Genomic DNA, 22107 nt, shown 5'->3' with positions numbered 1-22107 from the left:
TGCGGTAATCGCCGGCCTGATTGGCTACCATTGTCGCCCCGTCGCACGCGCGACGGCATCCAGCCACGCCGCGCCCGCGGCCCCGCCAGACACCCCCTCCCCCGCTGCCCGTGGCACATGCCGTGCCGACGGGCCCGCATGTCCCTGCCCGCGCAGGGCGCAGGATGCCGCATGTCTGTCGCCGAAAATTCCCGCTTCCGTCGCGCCCGCCCGTTGCTGGCGCTAGCCAGTCTCGCCCTCGTTGCCGCCCTGGCCGCGTGGCTGTGGCCGCGCACCGAGGTGGCCAGCAAGGGCGAAGGCAGCGGCAAGACGGTGCCGGTGCGCATCGCCCGGGCCAGCGCCGAGCCGCTGGTGCTGCGGTTGAAGGCGGTCGGTACGGTAACGCCCCTGCACAGCGTGGTGGTGCGCAGCCGCGTGGATGGCGAGCTGCTGCGCCTGCATTTCCAGGAAGGGCAGCAGGTGAAAGCGGGCGACCTGTTGGCGCAGATCGACCCTCGGCCGTATGAAGTGAAACTGGCGCAGGCACAAGGCACCCAGCAGCAGAACCTGGCTGAGCTGGAGAACGCCGAACGACAGCTGCAGCGCTACCGTGAACTGCAGCGCCAGAACTACGTTTCGGCACAGGAACTGAGCGACCAGCAGAGCAAGGTGCGGCAGCTGCAGGGACGCCGCCTCAGTGACCAGGCCACAGTAGACGAAGCCAAACTGCAGCTGCAGTACACCCGCATCGTCGCGCCTGTCAGTGGGCGCATCGGCCTGCGCCGCCTGGATGTGGGCAACTTGGTACATGCCAGCGATACCGAAGGCCTGGTGACGCTCGCGCAGACTGCACCGATCAGCGTGCTGTTCACCGTACCCGAGCCGGAACTGCCCGCGCTGCTCGAGGCCGTGCAGGCGCAGCCGGCGTTGGCAGTGGAAACCTGGGACCGCGAAGAACGCAGGCAGTTGGCCAACGGCACCCTGTCCAGCGTCGACAACCGCATCGACACCGCCACTGGCACGCTGAAGCTGCGTGCACAGTTCGACAATGCGGACCAGGGGCTGTTCCCCAACCAGTTCGTCAATGTGCGCCTGCAGCTGGGCACGCAACCGGCACTGCTGATTCCCGATGCCGCCGTGCAGTTCGGCAGCCAGGGCAATTACGTGCACATCGTCGACAAGGACAACAAGGCGCAACGCCGCAACGTGGTGCTCGGCCCTGCCGATGATGGACGCGTGGCCGTGCGCTCCGGCCTGGCGGCCGGCGACAAGGTGGTGATCGAAGGCATCGATGGACTGGAAGACGGCACCGCGGTGGAGATCATCAGCGAGGAGGCGGCAACCCGGGCCGGCGCATGAATCTCTCCCGCGCGTTCATCCTGCGCCCGGTCGCCACCACGCTGTTGATGGTGGCACTGCTGTTGTCGGGCATGCTGGCCTATCGACTGTTGCCGGTGGCCGCGCTGCCGCAGGTCGACTACCCGATCATCCAGATCACCACGCTGTATCCCGGCGCCAGTCCCGAACTGACCACGCGCACCATCACCGCACCGCTGGAACGCCAGCTCGGCCAGATTCCCGGCCTGAAGCAACTGTCGTCCACCAGTTCCGGGGGCGCCTCGGTGATCACCCTGCAGTTCGGGCTGGAGGTATCGCTGGGCGTGGCCGAACAGGATGTGCAGGCCGCCATCAACGCAGCGGGCAGCTTCCTGCCCGGCGATCTGCCGGTGCCGCCGGTGTACCGCAAGGTCAACCCGGCCGATACGCCGATCCTGACGCTGGCCGTGACCTCGCAGGGCCTCTCGCTGCCGCAGGTGCACGATCTGGTCGATACGCGCATCGCACAGCGCCTGGCGCAGCTGCCCGGCGTGGGCCTGGTCAGCCTGGCCGGTGGCCAGCGGCCCGCCGTGCGCATCCAGGTCAATCCCGCCGCGCTGGCCGCCAATGGCCTGGGCATGGACCACATCCGCACCGCGATCGCCGCCGCCAACGTCAACCTGCCCAAGGGCAGCTTCGATGGCCCGATCCGCGCGGTGATGCTCGATGCCAACGACCAGATGCGCAGCGTGGCCGAGTACCGCGCACTGGTGCTGGCCTGGCGCGAGGGCGCACCGCTGCGCCTGGGTGACGTGGCCACCATCAGCGACGGCGCCGAGAACCGGCAGCTGGCAGCATGGCGCGGCACCACCCCGGCGGTGCTGGTGAACATCCAGCGCCAACCCGGCGCGAATGTGATCGCCGTGGTCGAGCAGGTGCGCGCGCTGCTGCCGCAGTTGCAGGCCACCTTGCCGGCCGGCGTGCAGATGACCGTGCTCAGCGACCGCACCGAATCGATCCGCGCCTCGGTGCGCGGCGTGCAGAAGGAACTGGTGCTGGCCATCGCACTGGTGGTGCTGGTCACCTGGGTGTTCCTGCGCAACCTGCCGGCCACGCTGATCCCCAGCGTTGCAGTGCCGCTGTCGCTGGTCGGCACCTTCGCGGTGATGCTGCTGGCCGGCTATTCGCTCAACAACCTCACCCTGATGGCGCTGACCATCGCCACCGGTTTCGTGGTGGACGATGCGATCGTGATGCTGGAGAACATCGCCCGCCATCTGGAGGAAGGGGAAAGCCCACGCGACGCCGCACTGAAGGGCGCCAGTGAGATTGGTTTCACCCTGGTCTCGCTGACGGTCTCGTTGATCGCGGTACTGATCCCGCTGCTGTTCATGGCCGACCTGGTGGGCGCACTGTTCCACGAGTTCGCGGTAACGCTGGCGGTGGCGATCGGCATCTCGCTGCTGGTCTCGCTGACGCTGACGCCGATGCTGTGCGCGCGCTTCCTGAAGCCGCACGCCAGGCAGGCCGATGCAGCTGATGTCTTCGATCGCATCATTGCGCTCTACGACCGCCAGCTGCGCTGGGTGCTGCAACGGCAACCGCTGATGCTGTTGGCGACGGTGGCCACCCTCGCCCTGACCGTAGCGCTGTACTTCGCCGTGCCCAAGGGCTTCTTCCCGGTGCAGGATGCCGGCCTGGTGCAGGGCATCAGCGAGGCACCGCAGGCGATCTCGTTCCAGGCCATGCGCGAGCGCCAGCTGGCGTTGGCCAGCGCCATCGAGCAGGACCCGGCCGTGGCCAGCCTGTCGTCGTACATCGGCGTTGACGGCAACAACGCCACGCTCAACACCGGCCGCCTGCTGATCGAGCTGAAGCCACATGGCGAACGGGACAGCGCCGAGGTGGTGATGGCACGCCTGCAGCAGCGCGTGGCGAAGATTCCCGGCATCACCCTGTACCTGCAACCGGTGCAGGAACTGGGCATCGAAGACCGCATAAGCCGCAATCAATACCAGTTCACCCTGACCACGCCGGATCTGGAAACGCTGGAAACCTGGACACCGAAGCTGCTGCAGGCCCTGCGCCAGTCGCCTGCGTTGCGTGATGTCGCCAGCGATCTGCAGATGCAGGGTCGGCAGGCGCGCGTTGCAATCGACCGCGATGCGGCGGCGCGCCTGGGCGTAAGCGTGGAGGCCGTGGCCGATGCCCTGTACGACGCCTATGGGCAACGCCAGATTTCGACCATCTTCACCCAGGCCAGCCAGTACCGGGTGGTGCTGGAAGCCGATCCCACGCGCCAGCCGGGACCGGACGCCATCACCGTCCTACGCGTGCGCAACAGCGCCGGGCAGACCGTGCCGCTGGGTTCGGTAGCGCGGGTGGAAGTGGGCCCCTCTGCGCTGCTGCGCAATCATGTGGGCCAGTTCCCGGCGGCCACGCTGTCGTTCAACCTTGCCCCGGGCGCATCGCTGGGCGAAGCGGTGGATGCCGTGCACGCCGCGCGCGCGCAGGTGAACCTGCCGCAGAGCATCGAACTTCGCCTGCAGGGCGCGGCGGCGGCCTTCAGCAGCTCGCTGTCGTCCACCTTGTGGCTGATCCTGGCGGCCGTGGTGGTGATGTACATCGTGCTGGGCGTGCTGTACGAAAGCTTCATCCATCCCATCACCATCCTGTCCACCCTGCCATCGGCCACGGTCGGCGCGCTGGCTGCGCTGTGGGTCAGCGGACGCAGCCTGGATCTGATCGCCGTGATCGGCATCGTGCTGCTGATCGGGCTGGTGAAGAAGAACGCGATCATGATGATCGACTTCGCGCTGGACGCGCAGCGCACCCGCGGCATGACCCCGCGCGAGGCGATCCACCAAGCCGCGCTGCTGCGCTTCCGGCCGATCCTGATGACCACGCTGGCTGCACTGTTCGGCGCGGTGCCGCTGATGCTGGCCAGTGGTTCCGGCGCCGAGCTGCGGCAGCCGCTGGGCTGGGTGATGGTGGGCGGGCTGCTGGTCAGCCAGGTGCTGACCCTGTTCACCACACCGGTGATCTACCTGGCATTTGATCGCCTGCAGCGCGGTCGCGCAGCGGCAACGACCGCCGTAGATGAGGCCCGCGCGTGACCCCTGTCGCGCGCCTGGCGCAGGCCTGCGTGCAGCGCCCGGTGGCCACGATCCTGCTGGCGGTGGCACTGGTGCTGGCCGGCCTGCTGGCGCTGCGGCTGCTGCCGGTGGCGCCGCTGCCACAGGTGGACTACCCGGCCATTGAAGTCAGTGCCAGCCTGCCCGGCGCGTCGCCCGAATCGATGGCCGCCACCGTGGCCACTCCGCTGGAGCGCGCACTGGGCAGCCTGCCCGGTATCTCGCGCATCGACTCGGCCAGCACCCAGGGCCAGACCCAGATCGAACTGAAGTTCGTGCTGGGCCGCGATATCGACGAGGCCGCGCGCGAGGTCCAGGCCGCGATCAACCTCGCACGCGGCCAGTTGCCCAGTGGCATGCCGGGCATGCCGCAGTACCGCAAGGTGAATCCCTCGCAGGCGCCGATCCTGGCCTTGGCACTGACCTCGGACACGCTGTCACCGGGCCAGCTGTACGACCTGGCATCCACCGTGTTGGCGCAGAAGCTGTCGCAGGTGCCAGGCGTGGGCGAAGTGCAGGTGGGCGGCAGTGCCTTGCCGGCGGTGCGCGTGTCGCTGGATCCGAACGCCCTGAACCATGCCGGCCTGGCACTGGAAGATGTGGCACAGGCGATTGGACGCGCCAACGCGGTACGGCCGTTGGGCGCGGTGGGCGATGCGCGCCAGCAATGGCAGCTGAAAGCGCCGCTGCAGCTGCGCCAGGCCGCGCAGTACCGCGAGCTGGCGCTGAAGGTGAGCGACGACCGCACGCTGCGGCTGGGCGATGTCGCCGCAGTTACCGATGGCGTGGAGGACCGCTATTCCAGCGGCTTCCACAATGAACGCCCGGCCGTGCTGCTGATTGTCAGCCGCCAGCCCGGCGCCAACATCATCGCCACGGTCGATGCGATCCAGGCGCAGCTGCCGCAGCTGCATGCCTTGTTGCCGGGCACGGTGGACATGCGGCTGGTGATGGACCGCTCGCCGGTGATCCGCGCCACCCTGCACGAAGCCGAGCTGACCCTGCTGCTGGCGATCGTGCTGGTGGTGCTGGTGGTGCTCGGCTTCCTCGGCCACTGGCGTGCGGCCCTGGTACCCAGCGTGGCGATTCCGGTGGTGCTGTTCGGCACGCTGGCACTGATCGCGCTGATGGGCTTCTCGCTCAACACGCTTTCGTTGATGGCCCTGATCGTCGCCGCCGTGCTGGTGGTGGACGATGCCATCGTGGTGCTGGAGAACATTGCCCGCCATCGCGAACTCGGTGCCGACCGCTGGCAGGCGGCGGTGCGCGGTGCTGCGGAAGTGGGCGCGACACTGCTGTCGATGAACCTGGCGCTGGCAGTGGTGTTCATCTCCATCCTGTTCCTGGATGACTTCGTCGAGCGCCTGTTCCGCGAATTCTCGTTGACCCTGGTGGCGGCGATGGCGGTATCGGTGCTGGTGGCGTTGAGCCTGGTGCCGATGCTGTGCGCGCGCCTGTTCGTCGATGCCACGCAGACGCCTTCCCGCTGGCAGCGTGGCAGCAATGCGCTGTTCGAACGCGTGCGAGGTGCCTACCTGCGCACACTGCAGGCCAGCCTGCGTCATCTTCGTTGGCCGCTGCTGGCCTTCGTGGCGGTGATCGCACTCAACGCCTGGCTGTTCCAACAGGTGCCCAAGGGCATCGTGCCGCAGCAGGACACCGCGCAGCTGCGTGGCTTCGCCCGCGGTGACGACGGCCTGTCGTTCCAGGCGATGCAGCCCAAGATCGACGCCTACCGCACGCTGCTGCTGTCCGACCCGGCCATCGAGGACATCATTGGCTACATCGGCGGCAGCAACGGGGTGAACAATGCCTTCATCATGATCAAGATGAAGCCGCTGGCCGAGCGCAAAGTGTCCAGCCAGCAGGTGATCGACCGCCTGCGCGCGCGGCTGCCCAAGCTGCCCGGCGGCAACCTCTATCTGTGGGTGGACCAGGACATCCGCCTGGAGGGCGCTGGCAGCAGTGGCAAGTACGAGTTCCAGCTGCTGTCGGCCGATACCGCGCCGCTGCGCGAATGGGCGCCGAAGGTGGCTGCCGCCCTGCGTGGCCTGCCCGAACTGGTGGACGTGGAAGCGCAGGGCGAAGCCGGCATGCGCCAGGTGATGCTGGACATCGACCGCGAAGCCGCCGCACGCCACGGCGTGGATCTGCGCACCGTGGCCAACATGCTCAACAACTCCTTCAGCCAGCGCCAGGTGGCCACCCTCTACGACAGCCTCAACCAGTACCGGGTGGTCATGGAACTGGATCCCAGGCATACCCAGGATCCGGGCACGCTGGCACGCCTGCAGGTGATCGATGGCAGCGGCCAGCGCATTCCGCTGTCGAGCATCGCCAGCTGGCGCTACGGCATGGCACCGGACCGGGTGTACCACAGCGAGCAGTTCGCCTCGATCTGGATCGAGTTCGCGCTGGCGCCGGGCGTAGGGCTGGAGCAGGCCACGCAGGCGATCAACGGTGCGATGGCCAAACTGATGCTGCCGCGTTCGGTGCAGGGAAAACTGTCCGGTGAAGCCGGTGGCCTGGACCAGCTGCGCTCGCGCCAGCTGTGGCTGGTGCTGGGTGCCACGTTGGCGGTCTACCTGGTGCTGGGCATTCTCTACGAGAGCTTCCTGCAGCCGCTGGTGATCCTGTCCACCCTGCCCTCGGCCGGTATCGGTGCGTTGCTGGCGCTGTGGCTGTTCGGCAACGAACTGAACCTGATCGCGTTGCTGGGCTTGTTCCTGCTGGTCGGTGTGGTGATGAAGAACACGATCCTGCTGGTGGACTTCGCGCTGGCCGGCGAGCGGCATGGCCTGAGCCCGCATGAGGCGGTGATGGAAGCAGCACGATTGCGCCTGCGGCCGATCCTGATGACTTCGCTGGCGGCGCTGCTGGGCACGTTGCCGCTGATGCTGGCCAATGGCGAAGGCTGGGAGCTGCGGCAACCGCTGGGCATCGCCATTGTCGGCGGATTGCTGGTCAGCCAATGGCTGACGCTGTACACCACCCCGGCGATGTATCTGGCGTTGGCGAGGGTTCGGGCGAAGCGGTGAATTCGGAGATGCCATCCACGCATGGCGTGGATCTACTTTAGAGCCGAGCCATGCTCGGCCTGGATCGGTTGTCAGTGGCGTACGACAAACCCGCCTGACCGACCGCTGGTTGGCGCCTGCACTTCCTCATTGAAGGCTGCCTTGATGGCCTGGAGTGCCACATCACGGTCCATGCCCTGGCTGGTCGCCAGCGCGTCGGCCACGTGCTGGGCAACGTCGGCAAGGACGCGTCCCCAGGCACATTCTTCGCGGATACCGGGGCGATCCTCGTAGAGGCCCACTTTCAGCGATGTGTGCAGTCCGCGTTCGGCGATCCATACACGGATCATCTCGACGGAGGATTCGTCGCGTTGTGCAGCGTCAGGGACGATCAGTTCTTTCATGCCGGCAGCCGCAAGGACAGGGTGTCGCATTGTGGACCACATCCACGCATGGCGTGCGGGGCCATGTAGAGCCGAGCGATGCTCGACGCTACAGAAGAACGGCATTCACCACCCCGGCGATGTACCTGGCGCTGTCGCACATACGCAGCGCCAGGCGCATCGCCGGTGCGGACGGGTCGGCCTCCAACTCCGGCTGACCCTGATCGCGGCCGCACCCCCGCAGGTGCTGGCCGCCATCCACACGCGTGCCGCCCGCAGGCGGCTTGATTCACGCCGCTTCGGACACCTTCACTTCACGACGGGCGCGCACGGCCGCAGCCAGTCGCTCCAGCACCGTCACGGTGGTGTCCCAGTCGATGCAACCATCAGTGATGCTCTGCCCGTAGACCAGCGGCTGGCCCTCCACCAGTTCCTGGCGACCACCGACCAGATGGCTCTCGATCATCACACCGACAATGCGCTGTTCACCCTCTTCCATCTGCAGCGCGATGTCCTCGATCACCTGCGGCTGGTTGTCGGGGTTTTTCAGGCTGTTGGCGTGGCTGGCGTCGATCATCAGGCGCGTCGGCAGCTTGGCCTTGGCCAGCGCCTGGCAGGCATCGGCGACGCTGGCCGCATCGTAGTTGGGCTGCTTGCCGCCACGCAGGATCACGTGGCAATCCGGATTGCCGGTGGTCGACACGATGGCGGTGCCGCCCTGCTTGGTGACGGACAGGAAATGGTGCGGATTGGAGGCGGCGCCCACCGCATCGGCAGCGATCTTGACGTTGCCGTCGGTGCCGTTCTTGAAGCCCACCGGGCACGACAGGCCCGAGGCCAGCTCGCGGTGCACCTGGCTCTCGGTGGTACGCGCGCCGATGGCGCCCCAGGCGACCAGATCGGCGATGTACTGCGGTGAGATCACATCGAGGAATTCAACACCGGCCGGCAGACCGAGCTTGTTGATATCACGCAGCAGCCCGCGGGCGATGCGCAGGCCCTTGTCGATCTTGAAGCTGCCATCCAGGTCTGGATCGTTGATCAGGCCCTTCCAGCCCACCGTGGTACGCGGCTTTTCGAAGTACACGCGCATCACGATTTCCAGCTCACCGGCCAGCGCATCGCGCAATGGCTTCAAGCGCTGGGCGTACTCGATGGCGGCCTTGGGGTCATGGATCGAGCACGGGCCGACCACCACCGCCAGGCGGTCATCGCGCCCATGCAGGATCTGGTGCAACGCCGCGCGCGAGGCGCTGACGGTGTCGGAGGCTTCATCGTCGCAGGGCAGCATCGCCAGCAGCTGGGCAGGCGGTGTGAGCGGCTCGATGGTGCGGATGCGCAGGTCGTCGGTATGGGGGGGCATGGGGTAGATCTCCGGAACGATGGGGGGTCCCCAGCGTGGCGGCATGAAAAAAGCCGCCAGGTTCGCTGGCGGCTTTCGGGAATGCGTCTGAAGCTTTCTTCAGGGTGAGCGCAATCCTTCCTCCGCCAGTGGCTTCGGAAAGTAATACCAGTAAAAGCTGGTGTGGGCTGCGTTCATGGATCTATTGATAACACAGGGTTTTGCGACGTGCCAACTGTTTCATTCGCAACTGCGGGCGCGGTTCAGGGGACCTGCACTGCCTAACGCTTGCCGTGTACTTCCACATCCAGCAGCAGCGCCTCGTGGATATCGACCCAGCGCTCCACCACCCGGTCCAGTTCCTGCCTGGCCTCATCCAACTGCTCGGGGTTGAGCATGGAGCGGGCGGTATAGAGATCGGAGACCAGCCGCCGCAGGGTCGATTCCGGGATGGCCACCGACGGTTCCTCCTGCTCCGGCAACTGCAGCGCAGGGGTGTCACCAAGGGTTCCGTACAGCGTTACCTGGAGCTTGCTCTGCATGATCGGCAATCCTGCGCATGGACACGGGCAATGCACTGTTTACCGTGTCTGGGTGACAGGCGCATGTGCCGAGGCGTGATCGGCGCTGCCCCTTCCAGTGCCTGCCAGATCGGCCAGGTGCTGGGCCATGTTGTCCACCGCACCGATTGCGTTGGTGGTGGTGAAGTACGCATGCCAGCCGGTGGCGGCAATGCCGGCCACCAATGCATCGGCGTCCTCGCGACTGGCGCACTGCCAGACCGCGTAGAACTGCTCATCGCTGCCCTGCGGTACTCCCGTGGCGATGCGGCCCATGGCCATCGGCGTGATGCGGGCAGGATCGAACTGCTGCATACCCGCGCCGATGCGGGCGAAGAACGCCGTGCGTTGATCGAGCGGGAGTGCGCTCCAGGCAGGCGTGGCGGTATAGAGCTCGATGAGGGTGTGGGACATGAAGGTTCTTCCTTGGGGGTTGGTTGCTATCCGACGGGCATGGCCCGGCGCTATTGTGGGTGCAGCGAGCGCAGTGCGAGCTTGCGGATGCCGGCGTTGGCGGTGCCGCTGCGTTCCCGCTGCCAGCGGGCGCAGAGCGCGCGGACCCAGTCCGGCTGCGTCTTGCCGGCATCGTTGAGCCAGTTGCCGACCGAGTCCTGCACGTAGCGTTCGGGATCATCGGCCAGCGCCTCCAGCATGGGCAGTGCATGCTCCGGGCGCTGCTTGAACAGTGCGATATGCGTGGCCCATACACCGCGCGGACGCAGCGCCTCGCAGGCGAAGCGGCGCAGCATCGGCGATGCCTCCTGCAGCCACGGTTGCAGGCATTCCAGCGCCTGCATGGGTGCCGCAACGATGTCCGCGCGCAACGCCAGCCACGCCCATTCGCGCACGCCGAAGTGTGGGTCATCGGCAAGGGGGCGCATCGCCTGCAGCTTCGCTGCCAGAGATGTGGTGGCGTCACTGCCGATCAGGTAGCAGGCCCAACCACGCACGGTGTCGGAGCTGTGGTCCCGCCAACGCATGGGATTGCCCTGGCCTGCCTCGCGCAGCAACGCAGCGGCCAGGGCCATTCGCTGGGTAATGCCCTTGCCCGCAGCGTCGCGCATGCGTTGCAGCGCGTCCGGTCCAAGCGTGGGGGCTACCACCTGCAGCAGCGCAGCGAAGTCCACTGCAAGGCACTCGGCCAGATGCGTTGCGGCAACGCTGCCACCGTTGAGCGCACGCAGGCGTTCTGCAGCGATGGCACGGCTCATGCCGCAGTCTCACGCCCGGCATCGGTGTGCTGCCAGACCTTGAGCAGCAGCTGTGAAAGCTGCCGCTGCTCGCCCGCATCGAGCCCGTTGAACAGGCCACCTATCCACTGCGTGTGCTGGTCGAACAATGCCTCGGCCAGGCGCGCGCCCTTTGCGGTCAGCACGATCTGCAGGCGGCGGCCATCTTCGGTATCGCTGCGACGCTGCACCAGGCCTTCGCGCTGCAGGCCATCCAACAGGCCGCTGATGGTGGCGCGGGTGACCCCTGCACGCTCTGCCAGCTCATGCGGCGGCAGCGTACCGCCTGCACCGCGCAGCAGGAACAGCACGATGAAGCGGCCTTCGCTGAGACCGTGTGGCGCCAGCCGCGTGGCGCAGTCGCGATCGATCGACGCGGACAGCGAAAGCAGCTGGAAGCAGAGCCGCAGCGGCGCGACGGTGGCGTGGCCGCGTCGCTGCGCCTCTTCCAGCAACGCACTGTGCTTGGTCTCCAGCATCATCCATTTCCATATGATTAGGCGCCTAATCATATGCCATGGTTCAGGCCACGGCTACCAGTCCATTACTCTCGGTGCCGGCCCGGAATGCGAGGGAAACAACGGCAGCACTTCTTCGGCCAGCTCCTGCAGCACCTCCCCGGCGGGACGGTCGGCGAACTGGATGCCCAGCGCGGCGTGGTTGACGCCGGCGTGCTGCCACGCCTGCAGCAGGTCGATCAGCCCCTTGCGACCGGTGCGCAGGATGAAGCCACCACGCAGCGGCGTGCGTGGGTAGTCGGGGTCGTCCACCAGGTCGATCCAGTCGTTGGTCATGTGCGGACGGAAGCCGCCGTCCGGAATCAGCGCGCGCCAGGCCCGGATCTTCGCCGCAAGACGCTGCGGACCGGCATCGTCATGCGTGGACTCTGGATAGGTGAGCCAGCCGTCGGCATGCTCGCCGATCCATTCCAGCGGTTGGCGCGCGCCACCGGTGACGATCAGCGGAACGCGACCGCTGACCGTGGCCGGCAGCAGCTGCACGCCCTGCCCGGCCCAGGCATGCGTCATCCGGCCATCGCCGCCCGGCTGCAGCCAGCGGCGGATCTCGCCTACCGCACTGGTGAACCGTTCTCCGCGCGCAGCATGCTCCAAACCGTAGGCGGGAAATTCCAAGGGGCGATCGCCGGAGGCAACGCCCATCACCAGGCGCCCGCCGGACAGCTGATCCACCGAGGCGGCGGATTTTGCCAGGTCGATCGGATGGCGCAGCGGCAGCACCACGCTGCCGGTAGCCAGTGCCACGCGCTGCGTGCGCGCCGCCAGCCATGCAAGGTAGTTGAACGGATCGAACAGCTGGCCCGCATCGCCGAACATCGGGTCGTACAGCGGTACATCGCGCACCCACACCGCAGCGAAGCCGTGACGGTCGATGTCCTCGACCAACCTTGCCTGCCCCTGTAGTACGGCCATGTCGCCCTGGTAGAAGCGCAATGGCAGGTAGATACCCAGGGTCAGTGCATCGGCGCGGAACATGCGCTGGTAGCCCGGGTGCGTAGCAAAGGCCGGCGCCGATGCGCCCGGCATCGCAACAGATTCATTCATGTGCATCGCCTCCTTACGGGCCGGTGGCCGGTTCGGGCAGCTGCACACCGCGCTGTACCGCAGGGCGTGCGGCAACGCGCGCATGCCATGCGCTGAGATGGCGGTGCTGCGAGAAGTCGATGTCGATGATGCGGGCGATATGCAGCCAGCCGAAGTGCGCGATATCAGCGATGGAGTACTGGCCACCCGCCAGCCACTCACGCTCCTGCAGGCGCTGGTCGAGTACGGCGAACAGGTCGTCGCTCAGCCTGCGGTAACGCTCGAGTGCGACGGCGTCGGGGTGCTGTGCGAAGTGCTCGAAATGCACGCGCTGGCCCAGGATCGGGCCGACGCTGGCGGCATGGAACATCAACCAGGTCAGCGTCTCCCAGCGCGCAACCGCGTCGATGGGCAGCAGAGCGTTGGCCTGTTCGGCCAGATACATCAGGATCGCCGCCGATTCGAAGATGACGATGCCACGCGCACGATCCTCCAGCACCGGGATGCGGCCATGCGGGTTGAGCTGCAGGAAATCGGGATGGCGATGCTCGCCTTCGGTGATGCGGACGTGGTGCAGCCGATAGGGCAGGCCGAGTTCTTCCAGCGCGATGGTGGCCTTGAAGCCATTGGGCGAGCTGTCGGTGTACAGGTGCAGCGAAGGTTCGTTCACGAAAATTCCTGGACGGCAGGGAGCGACGGCACACGCCGGCCTTCAGGAAGCAAGACCGTGCGATGCGGAAACAGGCGCTGCAGCAGCCGTGCATGCAGTCTAGGAAGGACCGGCGCAGGAGAGAAACGATGCCTTCTGCCCGGGGAGTTGAGCGTGGCTCAACTTCAACGACGCGGCAGGACAGCACAGGGTGCGGCCGATATGCTGTTGCCGCGCGGCCGATGCCGGCGTCGTGACTGGAGAACGGAATGGGGGCGGTTTTGCCGTTGCTGGGCTTGCGGGCCTTTGTTGAAACCGGCCGCCATGGCAGCCTGACCGCCGCCGCCGAGGTGATGGGAGTGACCCCGGGTGCCATCAGCCTGCAGCTGCGGCAGCTGCAGGAGCGCCTGGGCGTGAGCCTGTTCGATCGCACCCGGCATGGCGTGGTGCTCAGCGCAGCCGGCGCACGCGTGCACCTGGAACTGCAGCAGGCGTTCGACCAGATTGCCCACAGCGTGCAGACACTGGAACGGTGGCAAACGCGGGGCACACTGCGCATCAGTGCTGCTCCCAGTTTCGCTGCGCAGTGGCTGGCACCCCGCCTGGGCGAGTTCAGCGCGCTGCACCCGCAGGTGGACGTGCAGCTCGATGCCCGTGCAGCGTTGGTCGACCTGCGCCGCGACGGCGTGGACATCGCGATTCGCCATGGATTGGGGTACTACCCCGGCCTGCAGGCAGAGCACCTGCTGGCACCGGTGCTGCTGCCGGTGGCCAGCCCGGCACTGCTGGCCACCGCACCTGCCATGGCCTCGGTGCAGGACTGCCTGCAGCTGCCCTTGCTGCAGGATGCCGACCGCAGTGACTGGCGGTTGTGGTTCCAGGCATTGGGCCTGCTGCCCGACGCGCGCCTGGAACGCGGGCCCGCATTCGATGACGACTTGCTGCTGATCCGCGCGGCAGTGGCCGGGCAAGGCATCGCGCTGGTGCGCGACATCCACGTGGCCGAGGAACTGGCCAGCGGCCGGCTGCAGGTGGTGATCGAGCAGCCATGGCCGCAGGCATTCGCCTACTACGCAGTGACCTGCGGCGATGATGTGGAGAATGCGGCGGTGCCCGCGTTTCTCGCTTGGTTGCGCACAGCGTTGGCGTCTTCGCGCGATGCGGAGCCGCCTTACGCGGAACATGGATAGAGGCCCCGCCCTGCGGCGATATTCACGCATGGCGTGGATCTACTGCGAGAAACGCGTGGCCCCGTAGATCCACGCCATGCGCGGATCGGGCCGGCACCCACAAAAAAACCCCGCCTTGCGGCGGGGTTTTTTGTATTACAGCAGCGCAGCGGACCTTAGAAGTCCATGCCGCCCATGCCACCCATGCCGCCCATGCCACCGGCGCCGCCCATGGCCGGCTCGTCCTTCTTCGGAGCTTCGGCAACCATGGCTTCGGTGGTGATCATCAGACCAGCGATCGAAGCAGCGTTCTGCAGCGCCGAACGGGTCACCTTGGTCGGGTCCAGGATGCCGAACTGCAGCATGTCACCGAACTCGCCGGTGGCGGCGTTGTAGCCGAAGCTGCCGGTGCCTTCCTTGACCTTGTTGACGATGACCGACGGCTCTTCGCCGGCGTTGGCGACGATCTCGCGCAGCGGGGCTTCCATCGCGCGCAGGGCAATCTGGATGCCGTGGTTCTGGTCTTCGTTGGCACCCTTCAGGCCAGCCAGGGCCGACACTGCACGCACCAGGGCAACGCCGCCGCCCGGGACCACGCCTTCTTCAACGGCTGCACGGGTCGCGTGCAGGGCGTCGTCGACGCGGTCCTTCTTTTCCTTCATTTCGATTTCGGTCGAAGCGCCGACCTTGATCACCGCAACGCCGCCGGCCAGCTTGGCCACGCGTTCCTGCAGCTTCTCGCGGTCGTAATCCGAGGAAGTGTCTTCGATCTGGGTCTTGATCTGCGCAACGCGCGAATCGACCGCAGCCTTGTCACCCACGCCATCGATGATGGTGGTGTTTTCCTTGGAGACCTGCACCTTCTTGGCGCGGCCGAGGTCCTTGATGGTGGCCTTTTCCAGCGACAGGCCCACTTCTTCGGAGATCACGGTGCCGCCGGTCAGCACGGCCATGTCTTCCAGCATCGCCTTGCGACGATCGCCGAAGCCCGGCGCCTTGACGGCCACGACCTTGACGATGCCGCGGATGGTGTTGACCACCAGGGTCGCCAGCGCTTCGCCTTCCACTTCTTCGGCGACGATCAGCAGCGGCTTGCCTGCCTTGGCGACGCCTTCCAGCACCGGCAGCAGGTCACGCACGTTGGAGATCTTCTTGTCGTGCAGCAGGATGTACGGGTCATCCAGGTCAGCGGTCTGCGACTGCTGGTTGTTGATGAAGTACGGGGACAGGTAGCCGCGGTCGAACTGCATGCCCTTGACCACGTCCAGCTCGTTGTCCAGGCCCGAGCCTTCTTCAACGGTGATCACGCCTTCCTTGCCGACTTCCTTCATCGCATTGGCGATGATCTGGCCGATCGACTCGTCCGAGTTGGCCGAGATCGTGCCGACCTGGGCGATCGCCTTGTCGTCAGCGGTCGGCTTGGAGATGTTCTTCAGCTCGGCGACGGCAGCCACGACGGCCTTGTCGATGCCGCGCTTGAGGTCCATCGGGTTCATGCCGGCGGCCACAGCCTTGGCGCCTTCGCGGATCAGGGCCTGGGCCAGCACGGTGGCGGTGGTGGTGCCGTCGCCAGCGTCGTCGTTGGTGCGGGAAGCAACTTCCTTCACCATCTGCGCGCCCATGTTCTCGAACTTGTCAGCCAGTTCGATTTCCTTGGCGACGGAGACGCCGTCCTTGGTGATGGTCGGGGCGCCGAAGCTCTTCTCGAGCACGACGTTGCGGCCCTTCGGGCCCAGGGTGGCCTTGACGGCATTGGCGAGAACGTTGACGCCGCGCACCATGCGCGAACGGGCGTCTTCACCGAAACGAATATCCTTGGCAGCCATGTGCAGTTACCTCATTGGTAGCGCCGGGCCATGCCCGGCAGCTGGGTGTTGGAATCAGGGGATGAAGCAGGTCGCGCTTACGCTCAGCCGATGACGGCGAGCACGTCGTCTTCGCGCAGGACCTTGTATTCGACGCCTTCGCTCTTGTACGAGCTGCCGGCGTACTGGCCGTAGATGACCTTGTCGCCGACCTTCAGCGAAGGAGCGCGCACGGTGCCGTTGTCCAGCGGCTTGCCCGGGCCCACGGCAACGACTTCACCCTTGGTGGACTTTTCCTTGGCGGAGTCCGGGATCAGAATGCCACCGGCGGAAACTTCGTCGGCTTCGATCGGCTTGACCACAACGCGGTCGTGCAGCGGCTTGATGCTCATGTGGGACCTCTTAAGTTATTGATTGGTCTGAAAAAGTCCGGCGATGTTAGCACTCGCACCAAGCGACTGCCAGCAACGCGCGTGAAAAAGCCCGACAGGTCGGGAGCACGACAGAGATGGAGCTGGCGCCGGGCCTTTCAAGGCCGCCCGGGCAAAAATTTTTGCGGCGACGGTTGCGCGCGGATCCACGCCTGGCAGCCGTGCCTTCACGCGGCTGGCGCGCGGCTCGCCCTTGGCGCGCCCTCGCTTTTAGTGACCGCCGTCTCAGTGTCAGATATCTGGCGTTCATTTACGACAAAGTGTCACTGGATCGGCCTTACGGTGGCCCGGCATTCCCAATCACAAGGAGTAGTCGATGCGATTGCTGTCCCCGCTCGCCGCCGCCTGCCTGCTGGCGCTGGCCGCCGCACCGGCCCAGGCCGAGGTCTTCATCAACGAACTGCACTACGACGACAGCACCGCTGCCGGTGACGTCGGCGAAGCCATCGAAGTGGTCGCCACCGCCGGCGAGGACCTGTCCGGCTACCGCCTTTACCTCTACAACGGCAGCAACCCGTCGGCTGCGACCGTCTACGCCAACAATGCCGTTCCCGCCGGCACCGCTGCCGGCTGCGGCAGCGCCACCCTGGCCGTGGTGACCTACCCCACCAACGGCCTGCAGAACGGTCCCAATGATGGCATTGCCCTGGTCGACGCCAGCGGCAAGGTGGTGCAGTTCCTCAGCTATGAAGGCGCGATCACCGCCTCCGGTGGCCCCGCCGCCGGCATGACCAGCCAGAACATCCCGGTTGCCGAGACCAACAGCACCGCCGCCGGTACCTCCCTGCAGCTGACCGGCAGTGGCAGCCAGTACACCCACTTCACCTGGGCCGAATCGGCCAGACAGACCTTCGGCAGCTGCAACAACAGCCAAACCTTCAGTGGCGGCGGCACCCCCGGCCCGAACACCCCGCCCTCGGTCTCCACCACCACCCCGGCGCAGGGCAGCAGCACGTTCCCGGCAGCGGCCGATCTGGAAGTGGTGTTCAGCGAGACCGTCAGCCTGGCCAGTGGCGCCTTCGCGCTCACCTGCGGCACCTCCGGCAGCGTCCCGCTGACCTGGCCTGCCAGCGGCAAGAGCGTGAAGCTTTCCACCAACACCGCGCTGGTGGCCGGTGAAGCCTGCCGCTTCGACATCCGCGCCGCGCGCATCGCCGATTCGCAGGGCGCCCGCCCGGCGGCCGACAGCCGCATCGCCTTTACCGTGGCCACCACCACCGGCAACCCGGACCCAGGCAACCCCGGCGGCCCGGCCGGTTACTACGCGAAGGTGAACACCTCCAGCCCCAGCCAGCTGCGCTGCTCGCTGCACGAGACGATCAAGGGTCACACCGCCTATCCCTACAGCGGCTCGGGCACCAGCACCTGGACCATCCTGGAGATCGCCGACGAGGATCCCAACAACGCCGGCAAGATCCTCGATGCCTACCGCAACCGCAGCTACACCAAGGTGACCGACCGCGCCGGCAGCGGCGGCGGCCTGAAGTACAACCGTGAGCACACCTGGCCGAACTCGCTGGGCTTTGCCAGCACCACCGGCGACAAGGGCCTGCCGTACGCCCCGTACACCGACACCCACATGCTCTACCTGACCGACGCACAGTGGAACGCCGACCGCGGCAACAAGCCGTTCGGCAAGTGCGACGCCAACTGCGGCGAGCGCGCCACCGAGGCCAACAACGGCCAGGGCGGTGGCAGCGGCGGTTACCCGGGCAATTCGAACTGGGTACGTACACCGGACGGCAACGGCGGCACCTTCGAGGTGTGGGGTGCGCGCAAGGGCGACATGGCGCGTGCGGTGCTGTACATGGCCATCCGCTATGAGGGCGGCAAGGATGCGGCTACCGGCCAGTCCGAGCCGGACCTGGAGCTGACCGACGACCGCAGCAAGATCGTCAAGACCAGCAGTTCGCCGGCCTACATGGGCCTGCTGTCGACGTTGATCGACTGGCACCTGGCCGACCCGCCGAGTGCTGCAGAGCGTGCCCGCAATGACGTGATCTACAGCTTCCAGGGCAACCGCAACCCGTTCATCGACCACCCCGAGTGGGCCACCCCGGGCCTGTTCACCTCCGCCAAGCCGGCCACCTGCCAGCTGGCCAACTGATCGCGCAACGCTGCGGTCCACTGCCGCCGCCGGGCCTTGTCCCGGCGGCGGCCCTATACTCGACGGTCATGTCGACCGTCGATCCCGTCCTGCTGTTGTTGACCACCTGCCCGGACCGGGCCAGTGCCGAGCGCATCGCGCACGCGCTGGTCGCCGAGCGACTGGCAGCGTGCGTCACCCGCCTGGACGGCGCGCAGTCGACCTACCGCTGGCAGGGCGAGGTCACCACCGACGCCGAACTGCAGTTGCTGGTGAAAACCACCGCGAGCCGCGTCGATGACGCAATCGCCCGGATCGTCGAACTGCATCCGTATGAACTCCCGGAGTGCATCGCGGTCGAAACCCGGGCCGGCCTGCCGGCGTATCTGGACTGGATCCGGGCACAGACCCGGGAGGACACTGATTGAAGACTCTGTTTGCGCGTGGCGCCGCCCTGTGCGCCCTGTTGTGGCTTTCACTGCCAGCCTTCGCGCTGGATGAGAAGGATCTGTTGCCGGTGGACCAGGCGTTCGCGCTGACCGCCAGTGCCCCCGAGCGGGGCCAGATCCAGCTGCGGTTCAAGATTGCCCCGGGCTATTACCTGTACCGGCACCGCACGACGGTGAAGGCCGACCCGGCGTTCAATGCCGCTGCACTGCAGATGCCGGCGGGCAAGAAGCACCACGACGATTTCTTCGGCGAGGTGGAAACCTACCGCGAGCGCCTGCAGGCCACCCTGCCTGGTGCACCCACCGATGCCGCCGGCACCATCAGCCTGGAAGTGCGTTACCAGGGCTGCGCCGACGCCGGCGTCTGCTACCCGCCGCAGAAGCGCGTGATCCAGGTCGCCCTGCCCGGTGCCGGTGGCACGCCAGCGGCCCTGCCAACTGCACGCGCCACCGGCACCAGTGCGTTCAACAACCCGCTGGCCGGCGCCGGTGGTGGGCTGCGCCTGCCAGGTACGAGCAACACCCAGGCATTGCCGCTGCCCTCGGAACAGGCCTTTGGCTTTGATGCCATCGCCAGTGATGGCAACACCCTGCTGCTGCGCTTCAGTCCGGCACCCGGCTATTACCTGTATCGCGACCGCACCTCGCTGAAGCTGGAAGGCAGTGCCGGCGTGCTGGCTGACAAGCCGCGCTGGCCGGCCGCGCAGTCGCATCGCGACGAGCACTTCGGTGATGTGGCGGTCTATTTCAACCAGGTGGAAGTGCCGGTGCCGCTGCGCCGCAGCCGCGCCGACGCGGTGGACAGCACGCTGGTGGTGACCTTCCAGGGTTGCCAGACCGATGGCATCTGCTACCCGCCGATGACGCGCCGGGTGAAACTGGCAATTCCGGCCGGCAAGGCCACCCCTTCCGGCACAGCACCGGCGGCGCGCGACGAGGTGATCCGCTCGCTGCCTGCCGCGGCTGTCGGCAGCACCCGCGAAGGTGCCAACGGTACGCCGCTGCGCCTGCTGCCAACCGTACCCAACGCCCCCGCGGCGGCTGAAAGCGCCGGCGTTGAGGGTGCAGGCAGCGACGCGTTCGCCGCTGATGCCCGGCAGGACAACGCGCTGCGCACCAAGGCACCGACCAGCGTGCCGAAGACCGACACCTCGCTGCTGTGGGTGCTGCTGCTGGCGCTGGGCGGTGGCCTGGTGCTGAACCTGATGCCGTGCGTGCTGCCGATCCTGTCGCTGAAGGTACTGAGCCTGGCCCAGAGCGGCGAAAGTGCCGAGCGCGCCCGCAGCCATGCCATGTGGTACACGCTGGGCGTGCTGGTGGCCTTTGCGGTGATCGGCGCGCTGATGGTCGGCCTGCGCATGCTCGGCAACGCGGTCGGCATCGGCTTCCAGCTGCAGCATCCCGGCGTGGTGGCGGCGTTGGCCTACATCATGTTCGCGGTGGGCCTGAGCCTGTCCGGCGTGTTCACCATGGGCGGCGGCATCGGCAATTTCGGCCAGTCGCTGGCCCGCCGCAGTGGCCCGGCCGGTGATTTCTTCACCGGTGTGCTGGCCTGTGTGGTCGGCAGCGCCTGCGTCGGCCCGTTCTTCGGCCCGGCGGTGGCCTATGCCTTCGTCGCCCCGCCAGTGGCGGCGATGCTGGTCTTCCTGTTCCTCGGCCTGGGCCTGGCGCTGCCGTTCCTGCTGATCGGCTTCGTGCCGGCGCTGGCCCGCCGCCTGCCCAAGCCCGGCCCGTGGATGGAAACGCTGAAGCACGTGCTGGCCTTCCCGATGTACGCGGCCGCGTTGTGGCTGTTGTGGGTGCTGGGCAAGCAGCGCGGTGTGGACGGCATGGCACTGGCGCTGGGTGGCCTGCTGCTGCTGACCGGCGGCCTGTGGCTGTTCGAACGCAGCCGCTGGCGCAGCCAGCGCGCAGCCGGGTTGCTGGGCGTGCTGCTGGCGATCGCCGCGCTGGTGCCGGTCTGGGGCGTCACCCAGTTGGCACCGCCGGCGCGCGCCGCACAGGCGAACAGCGAGAACGTGGTCGAGTATTCACCGCAGATGCTGGACCGCCTGCGCGCCGACAACCGTGTGGTGTTCGTCAACATGACCGCCGACTGGTGCGTGAGCTGCAAGGCCAACGAACGTGCGGTGCTGTCGCGCCCGGAGTTCAAGGAACTGCTCAAGCGCACCAACGCGGTGTACATGCGCGGTGACTACACCAACGTCGATCCGCAGATCACCGCGTTCCTGGATGAGCACAAGGCGGTAGGCGTGCCGCTGTATGTGGTGTACGGCCCCGGCGCGCCGCCGACGGTGCTGCCGACCCTGCTGACCCAGGCGCTGGTGGAAGAAGCCCTGCTGCGCACCGCGCGATGAAATGGCAACGGCCAGCGCTGCTGTGGACAGCAGTGCTGGCTGCCGGGCTTGGCCTGTGGGCCGGCAGCCGGCTGACGCCGGCGCCCGAGGCACCCGCACCCGCACCACCCTCGCCACCGATGCTGCGCCCCGGTGATGCATTGCCAGCATTGGTGCTGCCCGGCATCGACGGCCAGGTGCTGGATGTCCGCCAGCATTTCGCAGGGCGGCCGTTGCTGGTGAATGTATGGGCCAGCTGGTGCGGTCCATGCGTGGAAGAAATGCCCGAACTGGCGCGTTTTGCCGAGAAGCAGGGAACACGCGGCGTGCAGGTGCTGGGCCTGGCCCTGGACACCCCCGAAGACGTGCGCCGCTTCCTGCAGCGCGTGCCGGTGGACTACCCGATCGTGATCGAGACCCCGGGGCCACGCGATGCCAGCGTGCAGCTGGGCAATACGCAGGGCCTGCTGCCCTACAGCGTGCTGTTCGATGCGCAGGGGCGGCTGGTGAAAGCCAAGCTCGGACCGTTCGCCCACGGCGAGATCGACAGCTGGGTGAAGTGAGGTTTTCTGCAGGGCTGCGCCCTGCACCTGCAGAGGCCGGAGCCGAAGCCGGAGCCGGAGCAAGATCAAAGGCGACGCTGGTTTGCTGCTGGTTGGGCGGGGGGGGGGGGGGGGGGG

18 protein-coding genes are annotated in these 22107 nt (G+C 67.0%); 8 read left to right on the top strand and 10 right to left on the bottom strand.

All coding sequences use genetic code 11. From position 1 onward, the window contains the following. Positions 1–171: 171 nt before the first annotated feature. From ACVOLJ_RS03885 to ACVOLJ_RS03875, 3 genes are read left to right on the top strand one after another with little or no spacing between them, the layout of a single operon-like run. Positions 172–1338 carry an MdtA/MuxA family multidrug efflux RND transporter periplasmic adaptor subunit gene (locus ACVOLJ_RS03885; protein WP_481563498.1) on the top strand — a complete coding sequence of 389 codons (1167 nt, stop codon included), beginning with the start codon at positions 172–174 and terminating at the stop codon, positions 1336–1338. Then, positions 1335–4412, top strand: a complete 3078-nt coding sequence (locus tag ACVOLJ_RS03880) for a multidrug efflux RND transporter permease subunit (RefSeq protein ID WP_481563497.1) — start codon at positions 1335–1337, stop codon at positions 4410–4412. Before ACVOLJ_RS03885 ends, ACVOLJ_RS03880 begins: the two co-directional genes overlap by 4 nt. Continuing rightward, on the top strand, positions 4409–7468 hold the full coding sequence (locus tag ACVOLJ_RS03875) for an efflux RND transporter permease subunit (protein ID WP_481563496.1): 3060 nt from the start codon (positions 4409–4411) through the stop codon (positions 7466–7468). The genes ACVOLJ_RS03880 and ACVOLJ_RS03875 overlap by 4 nt, the downstream gene beginning before the upstream one ends. Before the next feature lie 71 nt (positions 7469–7539). On the opposite strand, the gene ACVOLJ_RS03870 is transcribed toward ACVOLJ_RS03875, so the two are convergent. The 8 genes from ACVOLJ_RS03870 to ACVOLJ_RS03835 form a co-directional block, all read right to left on the bottom strand. Beyond that, a complete protein-coding gene (locus ACVOLJ_RS03870; protein ID WP_481563495.1) occupies positions 7540–7851 on the bottom strand; it encodes a DUF5076 domain-containing protein in 312 nt (103 codons plus the stop codon). Positions 7852–8119: 268 nt separating this feature from the next. After that, complete coding sequence (locus ACVOLJ_RS03865; RefSeq protein WP_481563494.1) at positions 8120–9193, bottom strand: 3-deoxy-7-phosphoheptulonate synthase; 1074 nt, start codon at positions 9191–9193, stop codon at positions 8120–8122. Positions 9194–9453: 260 nt separating this feature from the next. After that, positions 9454–9714 carry a hypothetical protein gene (locus ACVOLJ_RS03860; protein ID WP_475278481.1) on the bottom strand — a complete coding sequence of 87 codons (261 nt, stop codon included), beginning with the start codon at positions 9712–9714 and terminating at the stop codon, positions 9454–9456. 39 nt (positions 9715–9753) lie between these two features. After that, positions 9754–10146: a DUF6616 family protein gene (locus tag ACVOLJ_RS03855; protein ID WP_481563493.1), complete on the bottom strand. Its 393-nt coding sequence runs from the start codon at positions 10144–10146 to the stop codon at positions 9754–9756. A gap of 50 nt (positions 10147–10196) precedes the next feature. After that, the gene (locus ACVOLJ_RS03850; RefSeq protein ID WP_481563492.1) at positions 10197–10943 is read right to left on the bottom strand and encodes a DNA alkylation repair protein; all 747 of its coding nucleotides are present in this window, start codon (positions 10941–10943) and stop codon (positions 10197–10199) included. Beyond that, entirely contained in the window at positions 10940–11440 is a 501-nt protein-coding gene (locus ACVOLJ_RS03845; RefSeq protein ID WP_475278484.1) for a MarR family winged helix-turn-helix transcriptional regulator, read from the bottom strand. Before ACVOLJ_RS03845 ends, ACVOLJ_RS03850 begins: the two co-directional genes overlap by 4 nt. A 54-nt stretch (positions 11441–11494) precedes the next feature. Continuing rightward, positions 11495–12523 (bottom strand): LLM class oxidoreductase, encoded by a 1029-nt coding sequence (locus ACVOLJ_RS03840; protein ID WP_475278485.1) that lies wholly within the window; start codon positions 12521–12523, stop codon positions 11495–11497. Positions 12524–12536: 13 nt separating this feature from the next. Continuing rightward, positions 12537–13172 carry a glutathione S-transferase family protein gene (locus tag ACVOLJ_RS03835; RefSeq protein WP_475278486.1) on the bottom strand — a complete coding sequence of 212 codons (636 nt, stop codon included), beginning with the start codon at positions 13170–13172 and terminating at the stop codon, positions 12537–12539. 248 nt (positions 13173–13420) lie between these two features. Here ACVOLJ_RS03835 and ACVOLJ_RS03830 point away from each other — a divergent pair, with 248 nt between their 5' ends. Continuing rightward, positions 13421–14341: a LysR substrate-binding domain-containing protein gene (locus ACVOLJ_RS03830; protein ID WP_481563491.1), complete on the top strand. Its 921-nt coding sequence runs from the start codon at positions 13421–13423 to the stop codon at positions 14339–14341. A gap of 155 nt (positions 14342–14496) precedes the next feature. On the opposite strand, the gene groL is transcribed toward ACVOLJ_RS03830, so the two are convergent. Further along, positions 14497–16146, bottom strand: a complete 1650-nt coding sequence (groL, locus tag ACVOLJ_RS03825; RefSeq protein WP_154354847.1) for a chaperonin GroEL — start codon at positions 16144–16146, stop codon at positions 14497–14499. A gap of 83 nt (positions 16147–16229) precedes the next feature. Then, entirely contained in the window at positions 16230–16517 is a 288-nt protein-coding gene (locus ACVOLJ_RS03820; protein ID WP_089237231.1) for a co-chaperone GroES, read from the bottom strand. Positions 16518–16872: 355 nt separating this feature from the next. Here ACVOLJ_RS03820 and ACVOLJ_RS03815 point away from each other — a divergent pair, with 355 nt between their 5' ends. The 4 genes from ACVOLJ_RS03815 to ACVOLJ_RS03800 all read left to right on the top strand — a co-directional run bounded on the left by ACVOLJ_RS03815 (position 16873) and on the right by ACVOLJ_RS03800 (position 21990). After that, a complete protein-coding gene (locus ACVOLJ_RS03815) occupies positions 16873–18663 on the top strand; it encodes an endonuclease (RefSeq protein WP_475278488.1) in 1791 nt (596 codons plus the stop codon). A 68-nt stretch (positions 18664–18731) separates the two neighbouring features. Then, positions 18732–19070, top strand: a complete 339-nt coding sequence (gene cutA, locus ACVOLJ_RS03810) for a divalent-cation tolerance protein CutA (RefSeq protein ID WP_481563490.1) — start codon at positions 18732–18734, stop codon at positions 19068–19070. Continuing rightward, positions 19067–21448 carry a protein-disulfide reductase DsbD family protein gene (locus tag ACVOLJ_RS03805; protein WP_481563489.1) on the top strand — a complete coding sequence of 794 codons (2382 nt, stop codon included), beginning with the start codon at positions 19067–19069 and terminating at the stop codon, positions 21446–21448. The genes cutA and ACVOLJ_RS03805 overlap by 4 nt, the downstream gene beginning before the upstream one ends. Continuing rightward, the gene (locus tag ACVOLJ_RS03800; RefSeq protein ID WP_481563488.1) at positions 21445–21990 is read left to right on the top strand and encodes a TlpA family protein disulfide reductase; all 546 of its coding nucleotides are present in this window, start codon (positions 21445–21447) and stop codon (positions 21988–21990) included. The genes ACVOLJ_RS03805 and ACVOLJ_RS03800 overlap by 4 nt, the downstream gene beginning before the upstream one ends. The last annotated feature ends 117 nt before the right edge of the window (positions 21991–22107 follow it).

Source organism: Stenotrophomonas sp. STEN046 (assembly GCF_056759755.1).
Note: the sequence above shows the minus strand (reverse complement) of the source record. Positions and strands in the feature narration are given on the sequence as shown.